The organism is Nocardia sp. NPDC051990 (assembly GCF_040680755.1).
Lineage (GTDB): Bacteria > Actinomycetota > Actinomycetes > Mycobacteriales > Mycobacteriaceae > Nocardia.
In genome coordinates, this window is record NZ_JBFAXH010000011.1 from 97,068 (window position 1) to 109,746 (window position 12,679).

14 protein-coding genes are annotated in these 12,679 nt (G+C 65.3%); 7 read left to right on the plus strand and 7 right to left on the minus strand.

Annotated elements, in window-relative coordinates; all coding sequences use genetic code 11:
- Window positions 1-15: 15 nt before the first annotated feature.
- Entirely contained in the window at window positions 16-903 is an 888-nt protein-coding gene (locus tag AB0L63_RS20855) for a helix-turn-helix domain-containing protein (RefSeq protein WP_364503179.1), read from the minus strand.
- A gap of 89 nt (window positions 904-992) precedes the next feature.
- On the opposite strand from AB0L63_RS20855, the gene AB0L63_RS20860 reads away from it, so the two are divergent.
- Genes AB0L63_RS20860 through AB0L63_RS20870 form a run of 3 tightly spaced genes read left to right on the plus strand, consistent with a single transcriptional unit; the run spans window position 993 to window position 4,105 of the window.
- Window positions 993-2,156, plus strand: a complete 1,164-nt coding sequence (locus AB0L63_RS20860; RefSeq protein WP_364503182.1) for a hypothetical protein — start codon at window positions 993-995, stop codon at window positions 2,154-2,156.
- On the plus strand, window positions 2,156-2,932 hold the full coding sequence (locus tag AB0L63_RS20865) for an SDR family oxidoreductase (RefSeq protein ID WP_364503185.1): 777 nt from the start codon (window positions 2,156-2,158) through the stop codon (window positions 2,930-2,932). The genes AB0L63_RS20860 and AB0L63_RS20865 overlap by 1 nt, the downstream gene beginning before the upstream one ends.
- 9 nt (window positions 2,933-2,941) lie before the next feature.
- Window positions 2,942-4,105, plus strand: a complete 1,164-nt coding sequence (locus AB0L63_RS20870; protein ID WP_364503188.1) for a sulfotransferase — start codon at window positions 2,942-2,944, stop codon at window positions 4,103-4,105.
- A gap of 44 nt (window positions 4,106-4,149) precedes the next feature.
- On the opposite strand, the gene AB0L63_RS20875 is transcribed toward AB0L63_RS20870, so the two are convergent.
- Complete coding sequence (locus AB0L63_RS20875; protein WP_364503191.1) at window positions 4,150-4,821, minus strand: PaaI family thioesterase; 672 nt, start codon at window positions 4,819-4,821, stop codon at window positions 4,150-4,152.
- Window positions 4,822-5,057: 236 nt separating this feature from the next.
- Here AB0L63_RS20875 and AB0L63_RS20880 point away from each other — a divergent pair, with 236 nt between their 5' ends.
- Entirely contained in the window at window positions 5,058-5,711 is a 654-nt protein-coding gene (locus tag AB0L63_RS20880; protein WP_364503194.1) for an HAD family phosphatase, read from the plus strand.
- 94 nt (window positions 5,712-5,805) lie between these two features.
- On the opposite strand, the gene AB0L63_RS20885 is transcribed toward AB0L63_RS20880, so the two are convergent.
- A complete protein-coding gene (locus AB0L63_RS20885) occupies window positions 5,806-6,429 on the minus strand; it encodes a TetR family transcriptional regulator (protein ID WP_364503197.1) in 624 nt (207 codons plus the stop codon).
- Between the two features lie 21 nt (window positions 6,430-6,450).
- Here AB0L63_RS20885 and AB0L63_RS20890 point away from each other — a divergent pair, with 21 nt between their 5' ends.
- Entirely contained in the window at window positions 6,451-6,819 is a 369-nt protein-coding gene (locus AB0L63_RS20890; RefSeq protein ID WP_364503200.1) for a hypothetical protein, read from the plus strand.
- On the plus strand, window positions 6,816-7,319 hold the full coding sequence (locus AB0L63_RS20895; protein ID WP_364503203.1) for a hypothetical protein: 504 nt from the start codon (window positions 6,816-6,818) through the stop codon (window positions 7,317-7,319). Before AB0L63_RS20890 ends, AB0L63_RS20895 begins: the two co-directional genes overlap by 4 nt.
- A gap of 136 nt (window positions 7,320-7,455) precedes the next feature.
- Here the strand turns inward: AB0L63_RS20895 and AB0L63_RS20900 are convergent, their stop codons facing one another.
- From AB0L63_RS20900 to AB0L63_RS20915, 4 genes are read right to left on the minus strand one after another with little or no spacing between them, the layout of a single operon-like run.
- Window positions 7,456-8,712, minus strand: a complete 1,257-nt coding sequence (locus tag AB0L63_RS20900; RefSeq protein ID WP_364503206.1) for a sigma-70 family RNA polymerase sigma factor — start codon at window positions 8,710-8,712, stop codon at window positions 7,456-7,458.
- Window positions 8,713-8,720: 8 nt separating this feature from the next.
- Window positions 8,721-9,068, minus strand: coding sequence for a YciI family protein (locus AB0L63_RS20905; protein ID WP_364503209.1), 348 nt, complete (start codon window positions 9,066-9,068; stop codon window positions 8,721-8,723).
- A gap of 38 nt (window positions 9,069-9,106) precedes the next feature.
- Window positions 9,107-9,979, minus strand: coding sequence for an ATP-binding cassette domain-containing protein (locus AB0L63_RS20910; protein WP_364503212.1), 873 nt, complete (start codon window positions 9,977-9,979; stop codon window positions 9,107-9,109).
- 42 nt (window positions 9,980-10,021) lie between these two features.
- Window positions 10,022-10,693 (minus strand): FCD domain-containing protein, encoded by a 672-nt coding sequence (locus AB0L63_RS20915; RefSeq protein WP_364503215.1) that lies wholly within the window; start codon window positions 10,691-10,693, stop codon window positions 10,022-10,024.
- A gap of 168 nt (window positions 10,694-10,861) precedes the next feature.
- Between AB0L63_RS20915 and AB0L63_RS20920 the strand changes: the two genes are divergently transcribed.
- Window positions 10,862-12,613: a 2-isopropylmalate synthase gene (locus tag AB0L63_RS20920; RefSeq protein WP_364503218.1), complete on the plus strand. Its 1,752-nt coding sequence runs from the start codon at window positions 10,862-10,864 to the stop codon at window positions 12,611-12,613.
- Window positions 12,614-12,679: the final 66 nt, after the last annotated feature.

The following is a 12,679-nucleotide window of genomic DNA, read 5'->3' on the forward strand; positions in this document are numbered from 1 at the left end:
CGTTTCGGCCATTGGTCAATGGTTGGCATCCGGCTTGTGGCCTCCGGATTCGGCGGTCACCCGATCCGCGGCGGCCACGAGTGCCGTTCCGCGACGGTCGATCTCGGCGCCGGTAATGGCGGCTCCGACATACATCGTCAGCACCATGTTCTGTCTGCCGTCGCCGCCATAGGTGGGTGCCGCGAGCAGGCTGACCGGATGTTCTTTGCGTGGGCGCAGATCGATGCCGAGATAGACTCGCTCGCCGAGGCTGGTCACCAGTTCGCCGACGAGTTCGCGCAGCTCATTGGGCAGGTCGCTGGCCGCGACCCCGGCCAGCAAAGCGTACAACCGCCGACCTGTCGTGGTCAGGCTTTCGACCAGGTAGCCGCGCTCGCGGCACTCCGCCACGATCTGGCGCAGCCGGGCCTCGTCCTGGCGCAGCGGCACCGTCGACGGCTTGCGCAACCAGGCGTCGAAGGCGTCGTCGGTATCCCAGAGCACGTACATCAGACCGACGGGCGGTGCGAAATGATAGGTGGCCCCCACCTTGACCAGGCCCGGACCGGTGCTCTCCAGCACCATGATCTGCTCGCCGACCACGGCCGAGGCGGTACAGGTGGTGCGGTAGAGCGCGGTGAGTTTCTCCAGCTCGGCACGCGCGATGCCGGCGATGGCGAAGCTGTCCTGTGCGACCCGGCCCGCGGCGATAAGTGCTGGTCCGAGGCCGTAGGTGCGGGTGTTCGGGTCGCGCATCAGATAGCCGCCCGCGGTCAGTTCGGTGAGGATGCCCAGGCAGGTCGGCTTGGCCAAGTCGAGTTCGCGGGACAGTTCGGAGAGCCCGAAGCGTTTACCGCGCCGCTCGACGAAGAAATCCAGCACTTGGACCACCCGTGCGGTCGGGGCGGATCTGCGCGCAACCATGGACAACTCCTAGAACGGGTTCTAATCTTGCTTGTATCGAAATGTACCAGAGCGGTACATATTTGGAACAGCTACTTCGGAGAAGCCTCTTGCTGACACAGCCGTTCGCGGAAGCCATTGCCGCCGCCGAGGAGATCATCACCGGCGCACCGCATATTCGGACCGAACAGGACCTCGTCGAGGGCTATGACTACCTCGCGGGCAGTATTCGCGCCTGCATCCAGATGGCGTGGGCCTTCGAGCGGGACTTTCCGTTCTTCGTCATGTCCACCGGGCCGTATACCAAGATGGGTCTGGACAACCCGGACACCCTCTACTTCCACTCATATCTGCGCCCCGACGCCGAGTATGTGGTGACCGGAACTCGCGGTACCACCCGTGACCTCAGCTTCCAGGTGCTCAATGGCAACTACTCGCCGGTGGACGTCCCCGATAGCGAGACCGCCTTCGATGCCCGCGCCCTCGATATCGCATCCGACGGGTCCTATGAGCTCCGTCTCGGCCCCGGCGAGGCGCGCCCCGGCTACGTCCATCTCGCGCCCGACTCCGCCATGCTCGTGGTGCGTGAGGTGTACAGCAATTGGGCCACCGAGAAGTCCGGCACGATCCGCATCCAGCGGGTGGACCGGATCGGGGACGCACCGCCGCCGCTGACCAGGGACCTGATGAGCAAGCGGTACGACATCGCCGGGAAAATGCTGATCTCGCGGCTGAATACCTTTCTGGCGTTCCCGAAGTGGTTCTATCTCAACGTGCCGGTCAATACGATGACCGAACCGCGCTCCACCCCGGGCGGGCTCACCACCCAGTTCTCCTCCGTCGGCCACTACGAACTCGACGACGATCAAGCGATGATCCTCACCGTGCCGAAATCGGATGCGCCGTACCAGGGCTTCCAGCTCGGCAGCATGTGGTACCTGTCGCTGGACTACATCAACCACCAGACCAGCCTTACCGCCGACCAGGCGCGCGTGGATCCGGACGGGATGATCCGGCTCGTCATCAGCGAGCGAGACCCCGGACTGACCAACTGGATCGAGCGTACCGGGCATGCGCGCGGGTACCTGCAGTTCCGCTGGCAGCAGCTGTCGCGGGAGCTGAAGCCCGAGGACGGACCCAGGGTGGAGGTGGTGTCGGTCGCGGAATTGCCCGAGCGGCTGCCGTACTACCAGGAAGCTCGAGTCACGCCCGAGGAATGGACGGCGCGGATCGCGGCGCGCCAGGCTGCCGTGGCGGAGAGGATGCTCGGCTGATGTTGTTGCAGGACAAGGTCGTTGTCGTCTCCGGTGTCGGTCCGGGGCTGGGACGCGCCATTGCGGTGCAGAGCGCGCGTGCGGGTGCCGATGTGGTGCTGGCCTCGCGGACCGAATCCCGGCTGACCGAGGTGGCCAAGGAGATCACCGGACTCGGCAGGCGCGCGGTGGTGGTGCCGACCGATATCAATGATGAAGCGGCCGTGACGAATCTGGTCGAAACGGCGCAGAGCGCATTCGGCCATGTCGACACGCTGGTGAACAATGCCTTCCAGATTCCGCCGATCACCGATCTGGCCGATGTCGACCTCGATGATGTGCGTGCCGGCTTCGAGACGAATGTGCTTGCCGCACTGCGGTTGACGCGGCTGTTCGTGCCTGCGCTCACCGATTCGAAGGGGTCGGTGGTCATGATCAATTCGGCGGTGCTGCGGCATTCGCGGCGCACCTTCGGACCGTACAAGATGGCAAAGGCGAGTCTGCTCGCGTTGGCGCAGAGCCTGGCCACCGAACTCGGGCCGAAGGGCATTCGGGTGAATAGCGTTGCGCCCGGCTATATCTGGGCGGACAACTTGAAGTGGTACTTCAACTATCTGGCCGAGCAGCGCGGGATCACCCCTGAAGAGGTATACGCCGAAACCGCCGAGACGATCGATCTGCGCAAGCTGCCCGAACCCGATGAGATCGCCGACGCCGTGGTCTTTTTCGCCTCGCATCTGGCGCGGGCGATCACCGGCGCGTGTCTGGATGTCAACGGCGGCGAATACCACCACTAGGAGATGACTGTGATCGGCAGAGACGACGTCGGCACCATCGACGATCTGCACGCCTCGGCGACCAAGGTCGTCGGACTGGGCGATTTCGGCGACGAAGGCTATCGCGAGGGGCTGCGGGTGCTGCTCGAGTCCTATGCTACGGAGGCCGAGCTGACGCCCTTCGGCAATAAGGTCAATCGGGCCTTCCTGCGCGGTGCGCTGATCGCTCGGCTGCTGAGTGAGGCAGCGTGGCGACGCTTTCCGGAGCACACCGAGGTCGCGATCGAGCGCCCGATCTTCGTGACCGGGCTGCCGCGTTCGGGTACGACGGCGGTGCATCGGCTGCTGAACGCGGATCCGGCGCATCAGGGCCTGGAAATGTGGCTCACCGAGATGCCACAGCCGCGACCGCCGCGCGACACCTGGGCGGACAATCCGGTGTACCAGCGGATCGAGGCGGCATTCGAACGGCACCATGTGGAACATCCGGAATTCATGGGCGTGCACCATATTTCGGCGGATCAGGTGGAGGAGTGCTGGCAGCTGCTGCGGCAGTCGCTGATGTCGGTGTCCTATGAATGCCTCGGCTATCTGCCCGGATATTCCGAATGGTTGCGCGAACAGGATTGGACCGATGCCTATCGCAGGCACCGGCGCAATCTACAGTTGATCGGGATGCCGGATGCCGACCGGCGATGGGTATTGAAGAATCCGAGTCATCTGTTCGCGCTGGACGCGATCTTCGAGGTGTATCCGGATGCGCTGGTGATCCAGATGCATCGGGATCCGCGCACCATTATCGCCTCGGTGTGCAGTCTCAACGAGCAGGCGTCGGCGGGGTGGTCGGAGAAGTTCAGTGGTCCGGTCGTGGGTGCGGCGCAGTTGGATCTATGGGCCAGGGGAGCCGATAGATTTCTGGCAGATCGCAAGCGGCACAATGCCGCTCAGTTCTGTGATGTGTACTACGACGATTTCGTCGCGGACCCGATCGGCACCGTCGGATCGATCTATCGGCACTTCGATATCGCGCTGAGCCCCGAGGCCGAAGCCGCGATGACAGCATTGCATACGGAAAGTACCTCCGGCGCGGCGCGGCCCGCGCACCGCTACTCACTCGAGGACTTCGGCCTCACCGCCGATCAGGTCGACGACCGGTTCGCCGAATACCGCAACAAACACTTCCCCAAGGGTTAGGACGCTCGAGATCGGGTGGTGTCGGTTCCACCCGATCTCGGTCCTCACTGCTGTCCGGGCCTGAGGACGATGAACAGTCCCTGCGCCTCGGCGCACAGGCGATCACCATCGTGGAGGGTGGCCCGGACATAGACCTTGCGGCCCTCCTGCCGTTCGACCCACGCGCGCACTTGCAGTTCGGTATCGAGCGGGGTGATCGAGCGGTAGTCGACGGTCAGCGATGCGGTGCGGGTCACCTCGCCCGCGTGCATCGCCGCGGCCATGCCGAGCAGATCATCGAAGCCGATCGCGACGTGTCCGCCGTGGGCGGCATTATTGCCGCCGAGGTGGAAGGTGCGAAAGGTGATGCGGGCATCGACGCCGTCCCGGCTCGCCCGATCGATGATGAACGGTGGGAGGGTGATATTGCCCCGGGACGGCAGGTCGACCCGGGTCCAGGTCGGGGCGGACCATTCGTCGACGATCGCGGCGTCCAGCTTGTCGTTGAGCTGTTTGAGAATGCCGATCGTCTCCAGCGCGAGCTCATCGGTCGGACAGGCCAATCGGGCCCGATCCATCAGACCGCGCACTTGTTCGATGAACGCGCCGTAGTGCGGGCCGCCGCGCGAAATATCGAGGTCGTCCAGCTGTGCGTTGATCAGCTTCGACATCGGCCGGAATCCGCCCTCGTGGTGCTCGGCGCTCGGCAGCGAGATGCCGACCTGCTCTTCGTTCATAGAGAACACGTTATCGGTTGCCGGCCGAATGCTCGTTCGGTGGGGCCGCGCGCTGCGTCGACGGAGTGGACGGATGGGATGCCGCGGTGGGGTGCGCGGGCGGATCGGCTGGCCTAATGTGGGTACGCGTTCGCGTTCTTGAATCAGGTCGTCCGAAACCCCCACCGCGGGGCGGGTCGATGGCTGGCCATCGAGTCGTCGCCGAGCGGTGTCGCTGGCGAAAGGCTTTGCCCCGTATGCATATTGCTGCTGTTGTCTTCGATATGGACGGTGTTCTGATCGACTCCGAGCCGGTGTGGGAGCAGGTGCGTCGCAAGTACGTGGCGGAGCAGGGCGGGCGCTGGCTACCCGATACGCAGCAGCGGTTGATGGGGATGAGTACCGGGGAATGGTCGGAGTACCTCAGTACTGAACTCGGTGTCGGTGCGTCGCCGGATACCGTGGCCAATGACGTGATCGATCAGATGGCGCAGCATTACGAGCAGTCGGTGCCGCTGTTGCCGGGGGCGGTCGAGGCGGTGCAGCGCATCAGCGAGCACTGGCCGCTCGCGGTGGCCAGTTCGTCGCCGCGGACCTTGATCGACACGGTGCTCGGCCGCACCGGGCTGATCGAATTCTTCGGCGTCACCTTCTCCACCGAGGAGGTCGATCGGGGTAAGCCAGCACCCGATGTCTACGTGGCAGCGGCCGCATTTCTGCGACACAAGTCCACTGAATGCGCGGCAGTCGAGGATTCGAGCAACGGCCTGCGCGCGGCACACGCGGCGGGCATGCGCGTCATCGCGGCACCGCGCCCGGAATACCCACCGGCCCCGGACGCCCTCGCCCTGGCCGCCGAGGTGATCGACACCCTCGACGAACTCACTCCCGCCCTCGTCATGGGGAACTAGCGTTGTCGGTGGCTGGTGGGATGCTGCCGTGGTGGCACGGCACACATCATTCCCGTTCTGCTCGGACCCCACGGTCGAGCAGCAAGCGGTGCTGTCACGCCATGTCGGCGCGGCGCGGTTCGCGTTCAGTGGTGTAGGACTCGAGCAGGGCGCGGGCGGCGGCGGTGAGGTCGGCTTCCAGCCAGTCGGGGAGGGCGGGGGCGTGGGCGTGGCGGCGTAGGGCGGCGTAGGGGAGGTCGACCACGGCGCGGCTGACGGCGTCGATTTCGCGGTCGCCGGCACGGCCGAAGCGGGCGGTGGCAATGCGGCGCAGATGGTCGATGAGCGGTGCGTTCATGTGGTCGAGGCGGGCCCGGAATTCCGCGTCCGGTCCGCCGTCGAGCAGGTCACTGGGGCGCAGGCTCAGTAAAAGCTTTGCGTCGTCGGGTAATTCGCGAGCGAAGTGGATGCTCGCCACGGCCATCGCGACCCCGGCCTCGACCGGGTCCGGTTCGGCGGCGGCGGCATTGACGCGGTCCTGAAAGCGTTCGAGCGCGCGCAGCCAGGCCGCGGTGAGTACGCCGTTGCGGTTGCCGAAGCGGTGGTAGAGCGTGCCGACGGGTGCACCACTGGCCGCCGCGATCGCCGCCACGCTGGCGGCGCGGGGACCGTCGGTGAGCACGAGGGTGCGCGCTGCGTCGAGGATCACATCGGTGTCGTGCTTGCGGGGAGGCGCCATGTACTAGTACGTTCCTTCTATATGGAGCGATTGCCCTATATAGATCAGCATGCCAGATCGGTGGCCGCGAATCGCGATCGGGCGTGGAAAGCCTTGCTGAAAGTTGTCTGTAAGGACCCGAACGATCCGTCGAAGGCGCCGACCGGATTCGTGCTCGATGCCGCCGAGGAGCCCGGTCGGCTGGCACTGCGGGGACGCCACTGGTTCTCGCGTTATGCGCTGGTCTTCGAACTGGACGAGCAGGGGCCGAGCCGGACATTGGTGCGAGCGCGCAGCTGGGCCGAATTCCCCGGGCTGCACGGAAAAATCTACCGCGCGTTGGTCATCGGCACCGGCGGCCACAAGATCGTGGTGCGCGATATGCTCCGCCGAATCGCGGCCGCGGCATGATCCCGGGTTTGGTCTGGGGTGCCACCGAGGCCGAATGCGAGCTTCCGCTGCCCTGTGACGAGGTGCAACCCGGTGGGGTGCAGGCGGATCGGGCCATCAGCATCGATGCGCCACCCAGCGTGGTGTACGGCTGGCTGTGCCAGTTGCGGGTCGCGCCGTACAGCTACGACCTGCTCGACAACTTCGGCAGGCGCAGCCCACGCCACCGCGATCCGGTGCTCACCGAACTCGAAGTGGGGCAGCGGTTCATGTTCGCGTTCACCCTCGTCTCCTTTATGCTGTGCCGCCATATCACCCTGGTCTCCGGCAAGGTCTGCGTCACCTACGCGGTGCGCCCCGAAGGGGGCGGTACCCGCTTGACAGTCCGATTGCGTTGCGGCGCACCATGGCTCATCGCCCGTGTGCTGGCCTTCGGCGATCGGCTCATGATGCGCAAACAGTTGCTGACACTGAAGGAACTGGCCGAGGTCGAGGCGCACGCCGCCGACGTAACGCGATAGCCGAGCGTGGCGTCGTGCCCGATTCGTCGCCGCGGTCCCCGGCTTGGCCCGCCCGCTACGCCAGATCGCCCACAGCGGTTGGCGGTTGCGGAAGTGCCGATGAGCGGTCGCAAGCGAAACCATAGGCACTAGGCGGCTATTGACATCCGGACATACGGCCCCGCAGCAACGCCAGTTCGGCATTGTTGCCGGTCAGCTCCGCCGCACGAGCGAATTCGGCACGCGCTTCGTCCGGTCGACCGAGTCGGTCGAGCAGGTCACCGCGGACGGCGGGCAGCAGGTGATAGCCGCTCAACGTACCGGTGGCGATGAGCGCATCGACGAGTTCGAGACCCGCAGCGGGTCCGTGCACCATGCCGACCGCGACGGCTCGATTCAGTTCGACGATCGGTGACGGAAAGCGTTCGGCGAGTATCGCATACAGGCCCGCGATGCGTCGCCAATCGGTCTCCTCGGTGCTCGGCGCCATGGCGTGCACGGCGGCGATCGCAGCTTGCAGCGCATAGCGGCCCGGTCGTATCCCGCGTTCGCGGCTGACCGCATGGGATCGGCCGAGTGCGGCGTAACCACGTCGGATCAGCAGCTGGTCCCACCGGGCACGCTCCTGATCCGCCAGCAGGACAACGGTTTTCGTTGGTCCCATCCGGGCGGCCGAGCGCGAGGCCTGCAATTCCAGGAGTGCGGCGAGGCCGTGTGTTTCCGGTTCGTCGGGCAGCAGATTCGCCAGCATCCGCGCCAATCGCAAGGCGTCCTGGCACAACTCGACGCGGATCCAATCATCGCCCGCCGTCGCCGAGTAGCCTTCGTTGAAGATTAGGTAGACGACCTCCAGTACCGAATCCAAACGCCTGGCCAGTTCGTCACCATGCGGTACCGCATACGGCACGCGCCTGGCGGCGATGGTGCGTTTGGCCCGCACAATGCGTTGGGCGACAGTCGATTCCGGTACGACGAAGGCTCGTGCGATCTCCTCGGTGGTCAATCCGCCGAGCAACCGCAGCGTCAAGGCCACCCGGGCCGGTGACGACAGCACCGGATGACAGGCCGTGAAGATCATGCGCAACAGATCGTCTTCGATATCTTCCTGCGCCTCGGGCTCCGAAACGGTCCGCAATTCATGACCGACCAAGGTCAGCTTCCGGGTGAGGTTCTGCTTGCGCCGCACCCGATCGATCGCCCGGTGCTTCGCGGTGAGCATGAGCCAGCCGCCCGGATTCGGTGGCACACCGTCGCCTGGCCACTGCTCCAGAGCCGCGACCAGCGCGTCCTGGGCGAGTTCCTCGGCGGCGTCGATATCGCCGACGATCCGGGTCAGCCCGGCGACCAGGCGTGGCCATTCCATCCGCCACACGGTTTCGACGGCATCGCGGATCTGCTCGGGCGACCGGCTCATCTATCGGATCAGCCCTCGGCGAGCTGACGAATCTCGATCTCGATATCCCACTCCGGCCCGTGCACGCTCAGGAAGCGCGAGGTCCATTCCACCGCCTCCTGCTTCGTTTTCGTCTGCAGCAGACAGTACCCGCCGACGACCTCTTTCGATTCGGTGAACGGACCGTCCAGCACGGTCTGCTTACCACCGCTCTGGGTGATCTTGGTGGCCTCGGTGATCGAATGCAAGCCGGCGGTATCCAGCAGCACCCCGGCCTTGGTCATTTCCTCGATCACCTTGTTGACTTGCTCGATCAGTGCCTCGTCGGGAACCGGCGCATTCGTCGGATCGACTCGGATCAGCATCATATGTCGCATCTGACCATCCTCGGTTCTGTGGTCGGCTTGTCCGACCCTCACTCAACGCATCGAACGGCATCCGCCCGCATCGACATTCTCCCGGAAAGTTTTCCTCCGGAAGTTTGCTGAGCGGACCAGGCGCGCACGGCGGCACGCGCGGTCCACCGGCCGTCGTCGTAGCGGACCGCCACCGGGTGGTCGAAGGCCGCGCTCACGGTCTCCGTCGTGACCGTTTCGGCCGCGGGACCGGCGGCAACGGTCCGGCCGTCGGCGATGAGCAGCGCGTGGGTCGTGGTGCTCGGCAGCTCCTCGAGATGATGCGTGACCAGGATCGACGCAACCTCGGGATGGGTTTCGCCGAGTGCGTCGATGGTTTCGAGGAGTTGTTCGCGGGCCGCCACATCGAGTCCGGTGGACGGCTCGTCGAACAACAGCAGGCGCGGTTCGGCGATGAGCGCACGCGCGATCAGGGTTCGGCCGCGTTCGCCCTGGGACAGCGTCGGCCAGTTCTCCTCGCCCTTGCCTTTGAGGCCGACGGTGTCGATCATGGCATCGGCGCGGCGCAGATCCTCCGGCGTCGGCGTCCAGCGCATCGGGGTGTCGATGGTTGCGGTGATGCCGGTGAGCACGACCTCGCGGACGGTCAGCCGATAGCGCAGTGGATGGCGCGGATTCACATGACCGATGCAGTGGCGCAGTGCGGCCAGCTCGACCCGCCCCATCCGCTTGCCGAGGATATCGACGGTGCCCGAGGTCGGGAAGGTGACTGCGGCGCAGAAGCCGAGCAGCGTGCTCTTGCCCGCGCCATTGGGTCCGAGCAGCGCCCAGTGTTCGCCCGCGTGGACGGTCAGCGAGATGCCGTCGATGATCTGTTTGCCTTCGCGGCGGAAGATGACATCGGTCAGTTGCAGGACCGGGGTTTCGGGCACGGGGACCTCCGTTGGGTTCAGATTGTGCGATCAGATCGCGGGTCAGGTGAACGCGTCCTTCAGAGCCGTCAGATGATTTCGGCTGAATTCCGCTGCGGCGCTGGGATTTCGATGTGCGATCGCGTCCGCGAGCCGAGTATGCGCGTCGTGGTCGGCGGGCTCGGAGGGGACCGGACGGATCTTCAGCATGTCGATCATCGCGACCCGTAGCCGGGGCAGGAAGCTGTCGAAGAGTTGGGTGAGCACATCGTTGTGGGCGGCGACGATGACGGCGCGGTGGAATGCCATATCGGCATCGACATGGTCGGCGATCGGCTCACCGCGCGGCTCGCGCGCGGCCAGTGCGCGGCGGATGGCGCGCAAGTCGGCCGGGGTGCGGCGCTGTGCGGCCAGGGCGGCGGCCTCGGCCTCGATGGCGATGCGGGCCTCGATGACGGCGGCGATCGTGGCGCGGCGCAGCACCACATTCCAGTCCTCGGTGACATCCAGCGCGGTCACGAAGACGCCTGCGCCCTGACGACTGTCGAGCACGCCCTTACCCGCCAATTCGCGGATCGCCTCGCGCAGCGTCGAGCGACCGACGCCGAGCTGCGCGGCGAGGGTCATTTCGCCCGGAAGGCGATGTCCCAGTGGCCATTCCCCGTTCCGGATGCGGGTGAGCAGCAGTTCCGCCGCCTGTGCCGCGAGGGGATGTCGCCGAACCTGCGAGACCATTCAAACCTCTCTACTTGTCTGATGAGTTGGTATAGTCTAGCGATCATGCGCACCATGCTTCTGCTCAGCCGCCACGGCGGGGCCTAACGACCGGCCGCCCGCCGTGGGGCTGCGTCGTGGCCGGTCACCGTTCTCTGTGACGGCCGCGAAGGCCAGGAAGCAGCAATCATGACCACATTCCCCACCATTGCCACGCCCGCCGGTGCCGTTGCGGATACCGCCCCGACATGGAATAGACAGCGGTGCTCGCAGATGCCGTCGCATCGCTACCGCAGTGTCTACGATCGCGTGGAAGTACCACTCGCCGAGCGCGATTGGCCCAACGCCCGGCTCAGTTACGCGCCGCTGTGGGTGCCGGTCGATCTGCGCGACGGCAACCAGGCGCTGGCCGAACCCATGGATCCGGTGCGCAAGCAGCGATTCTTCGAACTGCTGGTCGCCATGGGCTACAAGGAGATCGAGGTCGGCTATCCTTCGGCATCGCAGACCGATTTCGATTTCGTCCGCCTGATCGCGCGGACCGATATCGCGCCGGAGGATGTCACGATCGTCGTGTTCACCCCGGCCCGACGCGATCTCATCGAGCGCACGGTGGAATCCGTGCGCGGCATCCGCAACGAGGTCGTCATCCACATGTACGCCGCAACCGCGCCGGCATGGCGAAACGTGGTGCTGGGCAAGGACACCGGTGAACTGCGCGAGCTGATCGTTTCGGGCGGCCGCGACGTTCGCGAATTCGCCGATGAGCTGCCGAATGTGCGGTTCGAATTCTCGCCCGAGGTATTCAACCTGACCGAACCGGATTTCGTACTCGATATCTGCGACCACATGACGATCCTGTGGGAAGCCACCCCGCAGCGGCCGGTGATCCTGAATCTGCCCGCCACGATGGAGGTCGCGACCCCGAACGTCTATGCCGACCAGATCGAGTACATGCACAAGAATCTGGCCCGGCGCGACAGTGTCATTCTGTCCGTGCATCCACACAATGACCGGGGGACCGGTATCGCGTGCGCGGAGCTGGCGGTACTCGCCGGAGCCCAACGCGTGGAGGGCTGCGTCTTCGGCAATGGCGAACGCACCGGCAATGTCGATATCGCCACCCTGGCGCTGAATCTGCACGCGCAGGGTATCGATCCGATGATCGACTTCTCCGATATCGACGAGATCCGCAGGACCGTCGAGTACTGCACCCGCCTGCCGATCCACGAAAGGCATCCATACGTCGGTGATCTCGTGCATACCGCGTTCTCCGGCACACATCAGGACGCGATCAAGAAGGGAATGGCCGACCATCGCGATCGGGCGGCCGCGACCGGCATCGATCAACGCGAACTCGACTGGCAGGTCCCGTATCTGCCGATCGATCCGGCCGATATCGGACGCAGCTATGATGCGGTGATCCGGGTGAATTCCCAGTCTGGCAAGGGCGGCATCGCGTATCTGCTGGAGTCCGAATACGGCCTGGAACTGCCGCGTCGGCTCCAGATCGATTTCGCGCGGCATGTGCAGGCGCGAACCGATGACACCGGTCTGGAGATTACCGCCGCCGAACTGTACGAGCTGTTCGAGGCGACCTATCTGAACAGCGAGGCGGCATCGGTCACGTTGACCGAATGGCGGGCGACCGACGCGTACACCGAGGTCACGCTGAGCATCGATGGTGTCGCCGAGCGCACCGAGTATCGCGATATCGGTCCCATCGAGGCACTCACCGCGGCACTGGCCCGGGTGGGCTATCCAGTCGAGGTGCTCGGCTTGAGCCAGCAGTCCATCGGGGCGGGCGATAACGGGACCGCGATCACCTATCTCGAGTACCGCGTCGGTACCCGGACCGGATGGGCCTGCGGACGCGGTGATTCGGTCCTCGGCGCATCGCTGGGCGCGGTCATGCGCGCCGCGAACGCGATAGTCTCCTAGCGGGTACCGATACGACATCTCGGTCAAAAAGCCTGCGACGGTGGCCGCGCATGAAAAGGTATGCAG

What these genes read in the sequence shown, in the direction of transcription:
- AB0L63_RS20880 (WP_364503194.1), top strand. Translation starts at nt 5,058, where the DNA reads ATGCATATTGCTGCTGTTGTCTTCGATATGGACGGTGTTCTGATCGAC.
- AB0L63_RS20900 (WP_364503206.1), bottom strand. Translation starts at nt 8,712, where the DNA reads ATGAGCCGGTCGCCCGAGCAGATCCGCGATGCCGTCGAAACCGTGTGG.
- AB0L63_RS20885 (WP_364503197.1), bottom strand. Translation starts at nt 6,429, where the DNA reads ATGGCGCCTCCCCGCAAGCACGACACCGATGTGATCCTCGACGCAGCG.
- AB0L63_RS20890 (WP_364503200.1), top strand. Translation starts at nt 6,451, where the DNA reads ATGGAGCGATTGCCCTATATAGATCAGCATGCCAGATCGGTGGCCGCG.
- AB0L63_RS20865 (WP_364503185.1), top strand. Translation starts at nt 2,156, where the DNA reads ATGTTGTTGCAGGACAAGGTCGTTGTCGTCTCCGGTGTCGGTCCGGGG.
- AB0L63_RS20875 (WP_364503191.1), bottom strand. Translation starts at nt 4,821, where the DNA reads ATGAACGAAGAGCAGGTCGGCATCTCGCTGCCGAGCGCCGAGCACCAC.
- AB0L63_RS20895 (WP_364503203.1), top strand. Translation starts at nt 6,816, where the DNA reads ATGATCCCGGGTTTGGTCTGGGGTGCCACCGAGGCCGAATGCGAGCTT.
- AB0L63_RS20920 (WP_364503218.1), top strand. Translation starts at nt 10,862, where the DNA reads ATGACCACATTCCCCACCATTGCCACGCCCGCCGGTGCCGTTGCGGAT.
- AB0L63_RS20905 (WP_364503209.1), bottom strand. Translation starts at nt 9,068, where the DNA reads ATGCGACATATGATGCTGATCCGAGTCGATCCGACGAATGCGCCGGTT.
- AB0L63_RS20915 (WP_364503215.1), bottom strand. Translation starts at nt 10,693, where the DNA reads ATGGTCTCGCAGGTTCGGCGACATCCCCTCGCGGCACAGGCGGCGGAA.
- AB0L63_RS20855 (WP_364503179.1), bottom strand. Translation starts at nt 903, where the DNA reads ATGGTTGCGCGCAGATCCGCCCCGACCGCACGGGTGGTCCAAGTGCTG.